The sequence below is a fragment of the Faecalicatena contorta genome, assembly GCF_001404335.1.
Classification (GTDB): Bacteria; Bacillota; Clostridia; order Lachnospirales; family Lachnospiraceae; genus Faecalicatena; species Faecalicatena contortus_B.
This window is the reverse complement of sequence record NZ_CYZU01000085.1, coordinates 1-15,443: the sequence shown is the minus strand read 5'-3', so window position 1 is coordinate 15,443 and position 15,443 is coordinate 1. Positions and strand designations below refer to the sequence as shown.

Here is a 15,443-nt window from a genome sequence, read left to right as displayed (position 1 = left end):
CGGTTTGACGTACAATATACAGTCATTGATAAAGTATCACTATAACACTACCTTACTGCTATTTCGCTGGATGAACCGCAGGAGTCAGAAGAAAAGCTACAATTGGGAGGGATTCAAGCAGATGCTGGAGTATTATCCACTAGCTTACCCAAAGAAATACTTTAACCTCTATGCGTAGCATGAAACTGTAAATGTTATTATGAAGAGCCGTATGCGGGAAAGCCGCACGTACGGTTCTGGAAAGGATTATACATTGCGAAATGTGTATTTACTAAACACTGCTGCAGTTTAGCAGAAGACGCGCCTGACAACAGGCTGGCAGGAGGGGAGTGGAAAAAGAGTAAGGATATGGAAGCAGTGAAAGGCAGTGCAGTGTTTTCCGCCGCGTGTACACATGTTACAATAGGGGCATGGTGAATTCCCGGAGGTATAGAAAATGAAAAAAAGTTTAAAAACAAAGTTTACACTTGGGCTGCTGTGTGTTTCTATCATACCCGTCCTGATCCTGTTTTATCTGCACATCAAGAGTTTTTATAAGTTCTACGATGAGAGGACAAGCATCATTGCATCCGGCGAGATGGAAAAGGCTGTTTATCAGATTGATTCCGCCTTTCAGGAGGTGGACGAGCTGGTTGCTTCTCTGATTCACAGCAGGTACGATAACAAATACTGCATACAGTCTATTGCGGGCATGGAATATGCGGATACAGATATAACCGCCATGCAGAGGCTTACGAACTACAGGGAGTATATCTATATTTGCAGCAACCTGATCTGTAATAATAAATATGTGGAAGGGGTATATCTGTTCACCGAGAGCGGATATACCTATTCTTATACAAAGACGAAAGAATTCTATCTGGAGAAGGATTACCAGGAAAGCAGATGGTACAGGCAGATGCGTGATGAAAATCTTTATCAGCTTGTCACTTTCTGGGACTCCCCAAGTAAACGGGTTACAGACAAGAATATACTGGAGGTCCGCCCGGTGGCAGATGAAAAGGGCAGGAAGACAGGATATATTGCCGTTGTCGGCAACAATAACATTATGGAAGAGATGGACAGTGATTCCGCGCTGGACAACGAAGCTGTGATCCTCGACAGCGGAGGTGGGCTCCTGTACACAATCATGGGAGATATGGATTTGACTGCGGCGCAGAAGGAACAGATCAGAAAAGAGGACAAGGGAATTATCGATACGAAAGACGGCGGTATCATTTTCCATACACTGAGTGTGAATAACTGGAAAATTGTTTCCAGATACGGTGTAGACGAGCTGAGTGAGTTATATCGGAAAAATATTATGAATCTGGTGATTCTGCTCCTGATCTGTGTCGGATTTATTATTGTGTCTGTTTTTGTGATTGGCAGACATTTTATAGAACCAATCGTGAAATTATCGGCCATGATGCTGAAGGTGCCGGATGAGGAGCCGGTATTGTCCCCGGCACTGCAGAAAAGGGATGATGAGATAGGGATTCTTTATAACAAATTCCAGCTGATGGTCATTAAGATCAATGAGCTGATACAGGAGCAGTATGTCAGCCAGATCAATCTGCTGCGTGAAAAACTAAACGGCCTTATGTCCCAGATTAATTCGCATTTTCTCTTCAATACACTGGAAAATATCAACTGTCTTGCGGATCTGGACGGGAACCATAAGATTGCGATGATGTCAAAATCTCTGGGCGATATGCTGCATTACAGCATGGAATTTGAGCGGACGCAGGAGTCATTGGGGGCGGAGATGGAAAATATCCGGAAGTATGTAAAGATCCAGGAGATCCGCTTTGATAATGAGATTCATGTAATAGAAGAAATACCGGATGGCCTGAGGTCATCCAGGGTATTGAAGTTTATGCTTCAGCCGCTGGTGGAGAACTCCATCGAACACGGCCTGATCGGTGAGGAGAATGCATGGTGGATCAGAATCCAGGCATGGACAGAAGATAAGGAGCTTTGTATCCGTGTAGAGAATGCGGGCATGTATATTACTCCGGAAGAGCTGGAGGAGATCCGGGGCAACATTACCAGGGAAAAAATCCGGGAGGCTGCGGAATCGGAAGGGCTGAAGCGAAGGAGAAACAGTATCGGCCTTGTCAATATCCAGCGGCGGATCAAGCTGGTGTATTCGGACAGATACGGACTGGAAATTTATAACAGGGAAAGCGGCGGCCTGGAAGTAGTGATCCGCCTGCCTCTTCAAACGGAATAAGGTGGTGGTCTGATGTATTCTTATATTGTAATCGATGACGAGGTAATTATCCGCAAAGGGCTGATCAAGAAGATCAGCGATATAGAAGATAACAGTTATGAATGTGTAGGCGAGGCAGAAAACGGGCTGAAAGGCCTGGAACTGGTAAAAGAGAAGAATCCGGATATTATTATTACGGATATGAAAATGAACAAAATGGACGGGGTGCAGTTTCTCGAGACACTAAGAGACAGCAGGCTGGAACAGCCGGTGATTGTTATCAGCAGCTTTAAGGATTTTGAGTACATGCATAAGGCGATTGAATCCAGGGTGATCGGGTATGTGCTGAAGCCATTTTCATCGGAAGAGATCGGCAAACAGCTTGAGAAGGCCGTTAAGGAGATTGAGAGCCGATGCCAGATAGAAACGATCGAAGCAAAAATGCAGTTTCTGGAGCTGGAGGACAAAACCCGGGCCCTCCAGGATCTGATCATGGGAAACCCGGACGGCCTGGCTTTGAATGAGGCGGATTACCCGGAATATCTTTATGCCCGGCTGGTTTCTGTGAACCATAAAATCAGGGGCGCCTACGAGACCTGTTTTTTCATTTGCCAGGAGCATGCACAGAGTATGCGGTGGGCAGTTATAAAAAATACGGTACAGAAATCTCAGTTTTTTATACTTTTATACACTGAAAAGGAGCGGGAGAGCTATCTGAGGCTGAAAACCGACCAGATTGTGAAGTCCCTTGCGGATAACTTCCGGGAAGAAGAAATGGTCTGTGTAATCAGCAGAACCACGAGAAGTATTTACAAATTAAATTCTCTCAGAAAAGACAATGACAAAGCGCTGCACACATTGCTTCCCGGTGTTAAGAGGGGAATTCTGCATTCGGGGAATCCGGTTGAGAGCAGGATGATTTATTCGGCGGAGTGTATGGACAGCTGGTTCGGCAGAATGAAGTACGACCCGGCAGAGGTGTCGGCTGTGATGGACAGCTTTTTTGATAATATTGACATTACACAGTTTACAATGGGAGACGTGCGCAAGACATGCGGATACATGGTGAAAAAGGTAAATGAATATGCAGAAGAGCAGAGTATAGAAAAAGATGATATCATGAGATATTTTGACACCAGATATCTGTTTGATGAGAATCTGGACAGGATGAAACGGGAGACTGCAGGTTATATCACACTGATTTTTCAGTCTGTGGATGGGAGAGAAGAACGCGGGCAGGACTTATTCGGGATGATTGACAGTTACATCCACAAAAACTATAACAAAAAGATAACGCTGTCCATGATAGCGGAAAGTATCTATGTCAATCCGGCCGTTTGCCGGAATGTACTTAGGGAGAAGGGCATCAGCTTTAATGAATATCTTACAGAGATTAGAATTGAGCATGCAAAACAGCTTCTTACGGATTCGGATGCCGGTATTGAATATATTTCCAGTGAGATCGGATATATGAATCCAAAGTATTTTTTTAAGGTATTTAAAAAGTCTGTCGGTGAGACTCCGCAGGAATACAGGAAGAACAGGAGGGTAAGCTCTTGATATTGGATGCACACTCCCATTTGGGGGAGGACGTAATATTTGACTGCAGGCATACGGAAGAAGATCTGCTTGAGAATAACCGGAAATACGGAATTGCGGGCGGGATCGTACAGCCTTTCATCGGCAGGCCATATATGGAGGTCACAAGGCAGTACCATGACAGAATAGGGCAGTTCTGCCGGAATAACAGGAATTATTGGGGGATGGCTTCGATAAATCCCCATTTCAGGCACGAAGAATATGAAAAGGAAGCCAGGCGCTGCGTAGAGGAACTGGGATTCATCGGCCTGAAGCTTACACCGGTCAGCCATGCAGTGAACCCGGAGTCCAGGGACGGGCTGTTTGTATTTGAGACGGCCAGAAAACTGGGGGTGCCGGTTATGGTGCACACGGGGTATGGGGTCCCCTTTGCCGACCCGGAAAAATTAAGAAAAGCGGCCGGCTTATATCCGGATGTGAAAATGGTGATTGCCCATCTGGGCAGCGGCTTTTATGCGTCCCAGGCTATTCATCTGGCGCAGGAATATGAGCAGGTCTGCCTGGAACCAAGCGGCTGCGGGATCGGGGAGACCTACGAGGCGCTTCGCGCGCTTAATGGGAAAAAAGTAATGTTTTCCTCGGATTCCCCTCTGCAGATTCCGACCGAGCTTGCCAAGTACCGCACGATATTGGAGAGGCATCCGGAATGGGAGAAAGATATCTTCTGGCGGACTGCCTGCGGTGTATTTGGCATCCGGCCTGAGGAATGCGCTATACAATAAAAAGTTACTTAGATTCATCAAAAAAGTTACCGGCCCCGTGCTAGGATAAACGTAACAAAAGTTACTTGCAGATGTAACAATTCAGACAAGCTTGAACTGTTACCTGCGGATAGCTGAATATAAAATGAAAGGGAGAAATCAAATGAGGAAAAAGTTAGTCAGTTGTTTATTAGTACTGAGTATGGTAGGGACAGCCCTCTTAACAGGCTGCTCAGGAAACGAAAAGAAAGAGGAGGCGGGGGCGAGTAAAGAGACCGAAAAGACAGAGCAGGCGTCCACCGGCACAGATCCGGCATTTACCTACGACGGGGATGACGTAACCCTTAACTTTATGTTTATAACAGGCGGGGAAAACGAATTTTATAATAAGACACTTCCCGAGATGGTAAATAAACAATTTCCTAATATAGAAATTGAAGTGGAGGAACTTCCGAGCGATAACTACAAATCTACAATCCAGATGAAGTTTGCAAGCGGCGAAGGCCCGGATATGTTTGAGTGGTGGCCGGACAAGCAGGCGGAACCTTTGGTAGAGGCGGGGTACTGCCTGGATCTGAGCGACCTGGAATGCATCGGGGATTTCCGGGAAGATATGGTGGATTCCTTTACATTTGACGACAAGAATTACGCGGTTCCTTTGGGATCCAGTTTCCTTACAACCTGGTATAATCAGGAGCTGTTCAAAGAAGCGGGGATATCCGAGGTACCGATGAACTGGGATGAATTCATCGCATGCTGTGACGCCTTAAAAGCAAAGGGTATTACACCTATCGTTATGGGAGATAAGGATGCATATGTGATCCAGTTCGGCACTTACATGATGGGAGCATCCTGCATTTACAATGAAAACCCTGACTTTGACGACCAGCTTTATACAGGAGAGACAAAGTTTACCGATGCGGGATGGGTTGATACGATTGAAAAATACCAGTATCTGTATGACAACGGATATGTGATGGCGGATACGCTGGGGCTGTCCCATGACCAGGCAAGACAGGCATTTATCGATGGCAGAGCGGCAATGACATTTGACGGAAGCTTTGGCTGGGAGGCGCTGATGGCGGATGGCGCGTCAGAATTTGAAAGAGGTATATTCATGCTTCCATCCAACGAGAAGGACGAGGAACTGGTATACAACCTGACTCCGGCCGAAGGTATCTTTGCAGGCGCCAATGAAGGCCATGAGGACGCGGTAAAGGCAGTGATGAGCTACTGGTTTACAGAAGGCACTCCTCTGTTCGAGGCATGGGCAGAGTCAAACGATAACATCCCTGTACACAATAGCCTCTCTGACGAACGTGAGATGATTCAGGAATACATGACAAGATACGACGGTCTGTCCACGATTTACAATCTGAACAACGCATGGCCGAGCGGTGTCAGCGATGAACTGACTGCCAAATTCCAGGAAGTGATTGCAGGAGAGGCTGACGCGGCGGACGTTACCAAGGCTATGGAGTCCAAATTTGAGCAGGTAAAATAAAAGACAGGAACGGGCGTGGCATATTGCGGCAATGAATTCTCAAGCATGCTCTAATACGGGGAGGGCGTCCCAAAAGATCTTGAGACGCCCTCCTTTATAAAATGGCGAGGTATAGCAATGCTTTATAATAGATCAAATGAAGATACACTGGATCCGGAATTATTTGAAAATCCTCCGGCACAGTACCGTGGGGCCCCTTTTTGGGCATGGAACTGCAGGCTGGACAAGGAAGTTCTCCTTTCCCAGATCAGCCAGTTCAGCGAAATGGGAATGGGAGGCGCACATATTCACTGCCGGGTAGGGCTGGATACCCCTTATCTGGGAGACGCGTTTTTTGAAGCGGTATTGGCCTGCAAAGATAAGATGAAGCAGGAAGGACTTCTGTGCTGGCTGTACGATGAGGATCGCTGGCCTTCCGGTACGGCAGGAGGAATCGTTACAAGGGAAGAAAAGTACCGCATGCGTTTTCTTGTCTTCGAGCCTTACGAGATGGCGGAAGAGCAGCAGGACGGGTATATGGCCGCAGCGAAGGCGGTCAGAAGCGGAAGCCGCAAACTGCTGGGATATTACAGGATCACACTGGACGCCAAGGGTATGCTGGAATCTTACGAATGTGTGGAAGACCCTCTGGACGGTGAAATCTGGTGTGCATGGCTGGAAGTTTCCGGAAATACCCCCTGGTTTAATAATCAGTCCTACGTAAATACGCTGGACAAGTCGGCCATCGACAGATTCCTGGAAGTCACCCATGAAGAATATTACCGGCGCTTTCAGGATGACTTTGGTACAGTGATACCGGCCATATTTACGGATGAACCGCAGACTGCGCATAAAGAAAGACTGGAAGATCCCTTTCAGAAAAAAGCGGTCATCCTGCCTTTCACAGATGACTTTGAGGAAACATTTAAGAAAGAATACGGGATCTCCATATTGTCAGGTCTTCCGGAACTAATCTGGGACAAAAAAGGTAATGGTTACTCTCAAATCCGGTATCTCTATCACCGTCATGTATGCGAACGGTTCTCGGAAGCGTTCGGGGATCATGTGGGGGAATGGTGCCGGAAACATGGAATCGCGCTGACCGGACATATGATGAATGAATGGACTCTGCATTCACAGACCATGGCAGTGGGGGAGGCCATGCGCCCTATGATGAATTTTGGAATACCGGGAATTGATATGCTGTGCGACAGACGAGAACTTTCCACGGCAAAGCAGGCCCAGAGTGTAGCCCGTCAGATGGGGCGCGCGGGCGTGATGAGTGAGATCTACGGGGTGACCGGGTGGACCTTCGATTTCCGGAACCATAAACTGGCCGGAGACTGGCAGGCGGCGCTGGGGGTGACACTGAGAGTTCCTCATCTGACGTGGGTTTCCATGGAAGGGGAGGCAAAGCGGGATTATCCGGCAAGTATTGGGTATCAGTCTCCGTGGTACAAAGAATACCGCGAAGTGGAGAATCATTTTGCAAGATTAAATACGGCTCTGACCAGGGGAAGAGCAAAGGTAAGAGTCGGTGTCATACACCCCATTGAGTCCTACTGGATCTGCTGGGGATGCCAATCCCATAATGCGGATATCCGCGAGACGCTCGACACACAATTTGAAAATATCATATCCTGGCTGCTGTACGGGCTGATAGATTTTGATTTTATATCGGAGTCCATGCTGCAGGAACTTGACGGGCAGTTAAGAGATGCTGCTGAGGTAAAAGCCGGGAAGCGGATGTTAGAAACTGCAGATATTTACAGCCATACTTTCCAGGGAGACGGTCATGCAGCAAACTTTCAGGTTGGAGAAGGCACATATGAGGTGATCGTGGTGCCCGGCTGCGTAACATTGCGGAAGCATACCTATAAAAGACTGCAGGAGTTCCATTCCAAGGGGGGCAGAATTCTCTTTCTGGGAACAGCGCCCTCCTGTATGGAAGGCAGAGAAAATGTGGACATACGGCGGTTGGCGGAGGAATGCGGAGTCATTCCCTTTCAGCGGGAAAGCCTTCTGAATTCCCTGGAGTCCTGCCGCGACATTGATTTGTTTACAGAAAATGCAGAGAGGGCAGATCCCACCAGGATGAAACACCGGGAAAATCAGAAGCGGGCAAAAAACATGTTTTACCAGATGCGTGTGGACAAGGGGGCCGAATGGCTGTTTCTATGTCATGTCAATAAGCCGGTAAATGAGGATATTACTTATACCGAAAGACTGACTATTGAGATAAAGGGAGAGTACCGTCCCAGCTTGTATGATACTTTAAGAGGGAGAATCACTGAGTCTGCGGCACGCTATGAAAACGGAAAAACCATTATTACGGCGTATGTTTCAGCCCATGACAGCCTTCTATACCGGTTGGCGCCGGGAAGATACGTGGAGGCAGACACGGCAGAGACACCCCCATTCCTGAAAAACGAGTGCGGTATCTGTCCTGATGAGGCAAAGAAACTGCTTCCTGAGCCGGAGCAATTTTCATTGGAAGAGGAGAACTGCTGTCTGCTTGACCTGGCGGAGTATGCATTTGACGATGGGGAATGGCAGCCGGAGGAGGAACTGCTCCGGGCAGACAACCGCTTCCGGAAGGCGCTGGGCTATCCCCTCCGCATGGAGGCTCTGGCGCAGCCATGGCTGAAGCAGGGGGAAGATGAAGGCGCTCACAGACTGAGGCTGCGTTTCCGGATAGATGCAGAGATTGCGATAGAGGATGTATGTCTGGCGCTGGAGCATCCGGAAAAAATGCAGATCTATTTGAATGGACATCCGTGCGGCAATGAAGACCGGGGGTGGTATGTGGATCAGAGCATCCGCAGGATCTATCTTGGCCGTATACAAAAAGGAGAGAACCTTCTGGAGCTGCATATGCCCTTTGGCGAGAAAACAAATGTAGAATGGTGCTGGCTTCTGGGGCGGTTTGGCGTAAAGGTGTCAGGAAGGAAAAAACGGCTGACGGCATATCCGGGAGCAATATATTATGGGGATTATGTAACACAGGGCCTGCCTTTTTATGCAGGGAATCTTGTCTATGAGACCTCTGTGGAGACAGAAGAGGGAGAGCTGTGGACAGAGATTTCGAGATACCGCGGCGCACTTCTGCAGATTGAAGTAGATGGAGAAAAAAAAGGAAACCTGATATATGCACCTTACAGGATGAACCTGGGAAAGGTCAGGGCAGGGAAGCACAAGATATGTATCCGGGTGTTTGGAAACCGCGCCAATGCATTTGGCCCGGTACATAACGCAGACCGGACGGAAACGTGGTACGGTCCGAACCTGTGGAGGACCCGTGGAAATAAATGGACATATGAATACCGGCTTGAGGAGATGGGCATTTTGTCGGCTCCGCTGTACTGGCTGGTAAAAGATGAGGAGGAATAGAAAATGAACAAGAAATTTCCGGATGGAGTGTATCCCGTGATGCTGACTCCGTTTACAGAAGAGAACAAAGTAGATTATGATTCACTGGGAAGGCTGGTGGAATGGTATATTGCCAGCGGTGCGGCAGGCCTGTTTGCAGATTGCCAGTCCAGCGAAATGTTTTTCCTGTCTCTGGAAGAACGAGTAGAGATTGCGCGTTTTGTCAAAGAAAAAGCAGCGGGCAGAGTACCGGTGGTGGCATCCGGCCATATATCCGATACCATAGAGGCACAGGCAGAGGAGCTTAATCGGATCGCAGAGACAGGTGTGGATGCGGTTATCCTGCTGACAAACCGTCTTGCTGCGGAGGAAAAGAGCGATGAAGTATGGCTTGAAAACCTGGAAAAGCTGCTGGAAAAACTGCCGTCAGATATGGCGCTCGGATTCTACGAATGCCCATACCCCTACAAACGGATTATCTCACCCGAACTTCTGAAGTGGTGTGCAGACAGCGGAAGGTTCTATTTTATCAAGGATACAAGCTGCGATAAGGAAATCATCAGAAAGAAACTGGAGGCCGTGAAGGGCAGCAGCCTGAAACTCTTCAATGCCAACTCCTCCACACTGCTGGAAACACTGCAGATGGGGGCAAGCGGATTTAGCGGAGTTATGGCCAACTTCCATTTGGATCTGTATGCATGGCTTTGCGGCAATTATGAAACAAACCCGGAGAAATCCAGGGAAATCGCCGATTTTCTTACAACCGCCTCTTTGATAGAACGCCAGGTCTACCCGGTGAATGCAAAGTACTTTCAGAAGCTGCTCGGAAACTTTGCCTCTATACATACAAGAACGAAGGATGCTTCTCTTCTGAATGCAACGGCAATATCAGAGACAGAGCAGCTCATGCGCCTGACGGATTATATCAGGCGGAGCATATTGGGAGAGGAGCAGATATGAAAGTATTAGTAACAGCAACCAATTATTCGAGGTATTGCCGGCCCGGAAAACAGATTCTGGAGGAAGCGGGCTGTGAGATTATAGAAAACCCCCATGGAAGGCCGTACACTTCTGAAGAATTGAAAGCCATAGTGGGGGATGTGGACGGGGTTATTGCAGGAGTGGACACATGGAATGAAGAAATCTTTCAGCTTGCTCCACGCCTAAAGGTATTAGCCCGGTTCGGAGTCGGCGTGGACAACTTTGACCTGGAGGCAGCGAAAAAACATGGGATTACCGTTTGCAATTGTCCGGGAATTAATTCCTCCGCCGTAGCGGAACAGGCCATGGCGCTGATGCTGGCGTTGCTCAGACGGGTTCCTGAGCTAAACAAATCGGTCAGGAAGGGCGAATGGACCCGCCCCATGTTCCACGAAATGAAGAGCAGGACAGTCGGCTTCTTGGGTTTTGGCGCAATTGCAAGAAGTACAGCAGAAAAGCTTGGAGGTTTCCATCCATCAATGCTGGCGTATGATAAGTATCCAAACGTTGAGGCGGCTGAAAAGCTAGGCGTAGAAATAGCTGCTCTGGACAGAGTGCTGGCTGAATCAGACATCCTGTCCATACATCTGCCGGCTGCGAATGAGACGTTTCATTTGATCGGGGAAGAAAATATCAAAAAAATGAAAGACGGCGTACTCATAGTGAATACCGCAAGAGGCAGCATCGTAGATGAAAAAGCCGCGGCAGATGCAATGAAGAGCGGGAAAATCGGAGGATTGGCAACAGATGTGTTTGAAAGCGAGCCGGTAGATCTGCAGAATCCGCTCTTTGGATTCGATAACTATATCGCAGGACCCCATATAGCAGCTGAAACATATGAAAACTGTGAAGAGACATCGGTCATGACCGCAGAGTCAGTCCTGAAAGTTTTTCGGGGGGAAGCTCCGCATAATCCGATACAGTAAAATGGCAGGTTACTGTTCAGACCGTGCCGTGCACCTCGCTGCACGGCATCAGAGCCGATGAAGTGATGGTCTCGGGGCATCTGGTCTTTGCTCCGCTTCGGTTCGTGCTTAACATGCGCCACTGGCGCATAGCACCCATCGCCGTAGGCGACTTTAAATGGGCAGATGCCGTTACTGTGCACACCCGCAGGGTGTGCACAGTAACAATGGCAGAAACCATGGTCTGATATATGGTATAATTCTTTTGCAATTATGGGATTATTAAGGTATAATTATACTATAAAGAAAGGAGTTGATTTTATGCCTCAGATTATACCTATCAAAGACTTAAAAAATACAAGTGAAGTTTCAGAATTGTGCCATAAGTCAGATGAACCTATTTTTGTAACAAAGAATGGCTATGGTGATATGGTGATTATGAGTATGGAAGCCTATGAACGAAATATGTACTTGAACAATATATACAAAACATTGGAAATCTCCCGGGATCAATTCGACAATGGGTCAGTACATGATGGATATGAAGTGCTTCGGGATTTAAAGGATGAATATGGCTTATAAACTAAAGATTTCAGAAGAAGCACGTCTGCAGCTCAAAGAGATTATAGAATATATGACACTTAAGCTTCGGAATTCAAAAGCTGCAACCGACTTTTTGAATACACTAGAAAAAAAGTATGATCAGCTTTGTTTAAATCCTGAAATGTACGAATATACCAATGATATGCGGCTAAGGTCCTTAGGGTACAGAAGAATGCCTGTAGATAACTATATTGTTCTGTATCTTGTTGATAAGGATAAAACAGAGATCCAAATAGATGGAATATTCTACAGCAAATATAATTACAGAAATGACAGGTAAGATCAGAGCGCGTCTGAAAATTTACTGCCGCAATATCCCGTGAAGCAGGGCAACATCTTGCAGCAAATAATTTTCAGACACGCTCTGTTACATTCAAAAAGGTGCTTTGCCATGTAGGGGAGCACCCTGGCTGGCGGATTTCCCGCCCAAAGTAAAATACACACGCATCCAACATTGCATCAGTTTGCGGCTTAGTGCAACTTGTTCCGTGCTCTAATCTTTAAAGATATCTCTTAATCTTCGTATAGATTCCGTCGGCATCAAGCCCATATTTTGCAAGCAGTTTTACCGCCGGGCCGGATTCCCCAAACACATCATTCGTACCTATTTTCAGTACACTGGCGGGATAGTTTTCGCTCAGACAGTCGCATACCGCACTTCCAAGCCCGCCGATGACGGAATGTTCCTCTACTGTGACGATCTTACCGGTTTCCTTTGCAGCTTTGATGACAAGTTCTTCATCCAGGGGCTTGATTGTGTGGATATTGATGACCCTGGCCTGAACACCTTCCTGGGAGAATCTTTCAGCGGCTTCAAGGGCAGCAGAAACGCACAGTCCGGTAGCGATGATGGTGACATCCCTGCCGTCCCTGAGTGTGATCCCCTTTCCAAGTTCAAATTTGTAGTCAGGTCTGTCATTGATTACGGGTACTGCCAGGCGTCCGAAACGGAGATATACGGGACCTTCGTATTCATATGCGGCTTTTACTGCGGCGCGGGCCTCTATGTCATCGGCTGGATTGATCACAACCATACCCGGGATTGCCCTCATTAGCGCGATATCCTCGTTACACTGATGTGTAGCTCCGTCCTCTCCTACGGATATACCGGCATGGGTGGCGCCGATCTTTACGTTCAGGTGCGGGTAGCCCACGGAGTTTCTCACCTGCTCAAAGGCACGGCCTGCCGCGAACATGGCAAAGGAGCTTGCAAACGGTACTTTTCCGGCAGCAGCCAGACCTGCGGCCACACCGATCATATTGCCTTCTGCAATCCCACAGTCGATAAATCTTTCAGGGAAAGCCTTCTTAAAAATGCTTGTTTTAGTTGCAGCAGCAAGGTCTGCATCCAGAACTACGATTTCTTCATGTTCTTTGCCAAGTTCAACAAGTGCGTTTCCATAACTTTCACGGGTAGCGATTTTCTTTACTTCTGACATAATGTCTCACCTGCCTTTTCTAATTCTTCCATAGCAATTGCGTATTGCTCATCGTTTGGTGCGGTTCCATGCCAGGAAGCCTGATTTTCCATAAAGGAAATACCTTTTCCTTTTACGGTTTTCATCACGATTGCGGTGGGCATTCCCTTGGTAGTCTTAGCTTCGTCAAAAGCTGCTTTCAACTGGTCGAAATCATTGCCGTCGTCTACGTTGATTACATGGAAATTGAAGGATTCAAATTTCTTATCAATGGGATACGGGGAGCATACATCGTCGATTGCCCCGTCAATCTGAAGGCCGTTGTTGTCGACGATTACGACCAAATTATCCAGCTTATGGTGTCCGGCCAGCATGGCAGCCTCCCATACCTGGCCTTCCTGAATCTCTCCGTCACCCAGCAGGGTATAGGTGCGGTAAGACGCCTTGCTTAATTTTGTCGCAAGTGCCATGCCAACGGCAGCGGATACGCCCTGCCCCAGGGAACCGCTGGACATATCCACGCCGGGGATGTGTTTCATATCCGGATGTCCCTGCAAGATGGAGCCGATCTGCCGGAGCGTGGTAAGTGTGGTTACCGGAAAATATCCTCTGTGTGCGAGCGTGGCATACAGGCCCGGAGCCGTGTGTCCTTTGGAAAGAACAAAACGGTCCCGTTTCGGATCCTTTGGATTCTCGGGATCAATGTTCATCTCTTCAAAGTATAAATAGGTAAACAGGTCTGCGGCAGAAAGAGATCCGCCCGGATGGCCTGCTTTCGCACTGTGAACAGAAGTGACGATTCCCTTGCGCACTTCGTTCGCAATCTGCTGGAGTTTTTGTTTATTCATGAGTTGCCTCCTTAAATTTTTTATAAAAATTCTCAATATTCGTGGAAATATCTTCGTTGAATACTGAGGAGCCTGCCACAATTACATTTGCACCGGCTTGTATGACATCTTTTACATTGTCCAGTTTGATACCCCCATCGACTTCGATATCTGCGGAAAGCCCCACCTCATCGATCATGCTGCGGAGCCGTGTTATCTTGGGAAGCACATTGGGGATAAAGGAAGCGCCGCCGAATCCTGGGTTTACAGTCATAAGAAGCACCATATCCACATCTTCGAGTACATATTCTATAGAAGAAAGAGGGGTGGCCGGATTCAGGACAACACCGGCCTTTATTCCGTGGTTTTTAATGGCCTGGATGGTCCGGTGCAGATGGCGGCATGCCTCTGCGTGTACGGTAATGATGTCGGCGCCTGCTTTTACAAAGTCGTCTATATAGCGGTAAGGCTCCTCAATCATCAAATGGACATCAAAAGGCTTGTCGGTATATCTTCGTATGGACTGGATGACGGGCAGGCCGAGTGAAATATTGGGTACAAACATACCATCCATAACGTCGATATGTATATAATCTGCGGAAGAGAGATGTAAGACTGTGATCTCTTTCCTGAGTTCTGCAAAATCAGCAGAAAGAATTGAAGGTGCTAATTTTATCATGAGTTACCTCCCCGGTTTTCTTGTTTTTCGTTAAAAATGCTGCAAAATTGCAGAGGTACAATCTTGTGTAGTAGTTCAGAAAGGTCTGCGCATTTACTGCGCAGACCGTACGAAAACATAGTGGCTGCAGACATCCAGCCATTCGCCGTAGGCGAACTTGAATGGGCTGGATGTGTAACAGTTCAGGCTTGCCTGAACTGTTACAATCTTGCAATTTTGCAGCATGATTTGCTCAAATATCCGGCAGCGGATGCTAGCGGGCTGCCGGATACCTGACCCTGCACCAGGTTCCATATATGAAACAATACCCATATGGTTCACTGACTGCAGAATTCTAAAGTGAAGGAGTCAATATGTCTATTTACCAGCGATAAAGTCTTCCAGCATGGCACGGCACTGATCGTCCGGATGCTGTACCGGCGGGTGTTTCATGAAATAGGAGCTTGGCTCTTCGATAGCGCCTGCCATCCCTCTGTCTTTTGCAAGCATACAGCATCTAACGGCGTCAACGCTGATTCCGCCGGAGTTCGGGCTGTCGATTACATCCAGTTTCAGGTTCAGGCTTACAGGTGCCCCGCCAAACTTCTGTCCTTCGATACAGATAATCGCGGTCTTCTGGTCACCCTGGTTGTCGACAAAAGCAAATCCGGGAGCAATCGGCACGTCATGCTTCAGAATACTTGC

General features: G+C 47.7%; 12 protein-coding genes and 1 pseudogene. 9 read left to right on the top strand and 4 right to left on the bottom strand.

Annotated features, from left to right (window positions below; all coding sequences use genetic code 11):
* Window positions 1-436 precede the first annotated feature (436 nt).
* From ARB69_RS24170 to ARB69_RS24130, 9 genes are all read left to right on the top strand, one after another.
* Entirely contained in the window at window positions 437-2,215 is a 1,779-nt protein-coding gene (locus tag ARB69_RS24170) for a sensor histidine kinase (protein ID WP_055155257.1), read from the top strand.
* A gap of 12 nt (window positions 2,216-2,227) precedes the next feature.
* Window positions 2,228-3,754 carry a response regulator transcription factor gene (locus tag ARB69_RS24165; RefSeq protein WP_055155256.1) on the top strand — a complete coding sequence of 509 codons (1,527 nt, stop codon included), beginning with the start codon at window positions 2,228-2,230 and terminating at the stop codon, window positions 3,752-3,754.
* Window positions 3,751-4,515, top strand: coding sequence for an amidohydrolase family protein (locus ARB69_RS24160; RefSeq protein ID WP_055155255.1), 765 nt, complete (start codon window positions 3,751-3,753; stop codon window positions 4,513-4,515). Before ARB69_RS24165 ends, ARB69_RS24160 begins: the two co-directional genes overlap by 4 nt.
* 142 nt (window positions 4,516-4,657) lie before the next feature.
* Window positions 4,658-5,998, top strand: coding sequence for an ABC transporter substrate-binding protein (locus ARB69_RS24155; protein WP_242857661.1), 1,341 nt, complete (start codon window positions 4,658-4,660; stop codon window positions 5,996-5,998).
* Window positions 5,999-6,115: 117 nt separating this feature from the next.
* Entirely contained in the window at window positions 6,116-9,367 is a 3,252-nt protein-coding gene (locus ARB69_RS24150) for a hypothetical protein (protein WP_055155254.1), read from the top strand.
* A gap of 3 nt (window positions 9,368-9,370) precedes the next feature.
* The gene (locus ARB69_RS24145) at window positions 9,371-10,306 is read left to right on the top strand and encodes a dihydrodipicolinate synthase family protein (RefSeq protein ID WP_055155253.1); all 936 of its coding nucleotides are present in this window, start codon (window positions 9,371-9,373) and stop codon (window positions 10,304-10,306) included.
* On the top strand, window positions 10,303-11,253 hold the full coding sequence (locus ARB69_RS24140; protein ID WP_055155252.1) for a phosphoglycerate dehydrogenase: 951 nt from the start codon (window positions 10,303-10,305) through the stop codon (window positions 11,251-11,253). The genes ARB69_RS24145 and ARB69_RS24140 overlap by 4 nt, the downstream gene beginning before the upstream one ends.
* A gap of 300 nt (window positions 11,254-11,553) precedes the next feature.
* Entirely contained in the window at window positions 11,554-11,814 is a 261-nt protein-coding gene (locus ARB69_RS24135) for a type II toxin-antitoxin system Phd/YefM family antitoxin (RefSeq protein WP_055155251.1), read from the top strand.
* Entirely contained in the window at window positions 11,804-12,115 is a 312-nt protein-coding gene (locus ARB69_RS24130) for a type II toxin-antitoxin system RelE/ParE family toxin (protein ID WP_055155250.1), read from the top strand. The genes ARB69_RS24135 and ARB69_RS24130 overlap by 11 nt, the downstream gene beginning before the upstream one ends.
* Window positions 12,116-12,335: 220 nt before the next feature.
* Here ARB69_RS24130 and ARB69_RS24125 read toward each other — a convergent pair whose 3' ends face one another.
* The 4 genes and pseudogenes from ARB69_RS24125 to ARB69_RS24105 form a co-directional block, all read right to left on the bottom strand.
* Window positions 12,336-13,274, bottom strand: a complete 939-nt coding sequence (locus tag ARB69_RS24125; RefSeq protein WP_050641635.1) for a transketolase family protein — start codon at window positions 13,272-13,274, stop codon at window positions 12,336-12,338.
* A complete protein-coding gene (locus ARB69_RS24120) occupies window positions 13,262-14,101 on the bottom strand; it encodes a transketolase (protein WP_055155249.1) in 840 nt (279 codons plus the stop codon). Before ARB69_RS24120 ends, ARB69_RS24125 begins: the two co-directional genes overlap by 13 nt.
* Complete coding sequence (gene rpe, locus ARB69_RS24115; protein WP_055155248.1) at window positions 14,094-14,759, bottom strand: ribulose-phosphate 3-epimerase; 666 nt, start codon at window positions 14,757-14,759, stop codon at window positions 14,094-14,096. The genes ARB69_RS24120 and rpe overlap by 8 nt, the downstream gene beginning before the upstream one ends.
* Window positions 14,760-15,116: 357 nt before the next feature.
* A pseudogene (locus ARB69_RS24105) lies at window positions 15,117-15,443 on the bottom strand (inositol-3-phosphate synthase); the annotation flags it as partial.

Excerpts from the sequence above, each read along its gene's own strand:
- ARB69_RS24170 (WP_055155257.1), top strand. The coding sequence starts at position 437 with ATGAAAAAAAGTTTAAAAACAAAGTTTACACTTGGGCTGCTGTGTGTT.
- ARB69_RS24150 (WP_055155254.1), top strand. The coding sequence starts at position 6,116 with ATGCTTTATAATAGATCAAATGAAGATACACTGGATCCGGAATTATTT.
- rpe (WP_055155248.1), bottom strand. The coding sequence starts at position 14,759 with ATGATAAAATTAGCACCTTCAATTCTTTCTGCTGATTTTGCAGAACTC.
- ARB69_RS24125 (WP_050641635.1), bottom strand. The coding sequence starts at position 13,274 with ATGTCAGAAGTAAAGAAAATCGCTACCCGTGAAAGTTATGGAAACGCA.
- ARB69_RS24145 (WP_055155253.1), top strand. The coding sequence starts at position 9,371 with ATGAACAAGAAATTTCCGGATGGAGTGTATCCCGTGATGCTGACTCCG.
- ARB69_RS24120 (WP_055155249.1), bottom strand. The coding sequence starts at position 14,101 with ATGAATAAACAAAAACTCCAGCAGATTGCGAACGAAGTGCGCAAGGGA.
- ARB69_RS24165 (WP_055155256.1), top strand. The coding sequence starts at position 2,228 with ATGTATTCTTATATTGTAATCGATGACGAGGTAATTATCCGCAAAGGG.
- ARB69_RS24130 (WP_055155250.1), top strand. The coding sequence starts at position 11,804 with ATGGCTTATAAACTAAAGATTTCAGAAGAAGCACGTCTGCAGCTCAAA.
- ARB69_RS24155 (WP_242857661.1), top strand. The coding sequence starts at position 4,658 with ATGAGGAAAAAGTTAGTCAGTTGTTTATTAGTACTGAGTATGGTAGGG.
- ARB69_RS24135 (WP_055155251.1), top strand. The coding sequence starts at position 11,554 with ATGCCTCAGATTATACCTATCAAAGACTTAAAAAATACAAGTGAAGTT.
- ARB69_RS24140 (WP_055155252.1), top strand. The coding sequence starts at position 10,303 with ATGAAAGTATTAGTAACAGCAACCAATTATTCGAGGTATTGCCGGCCC.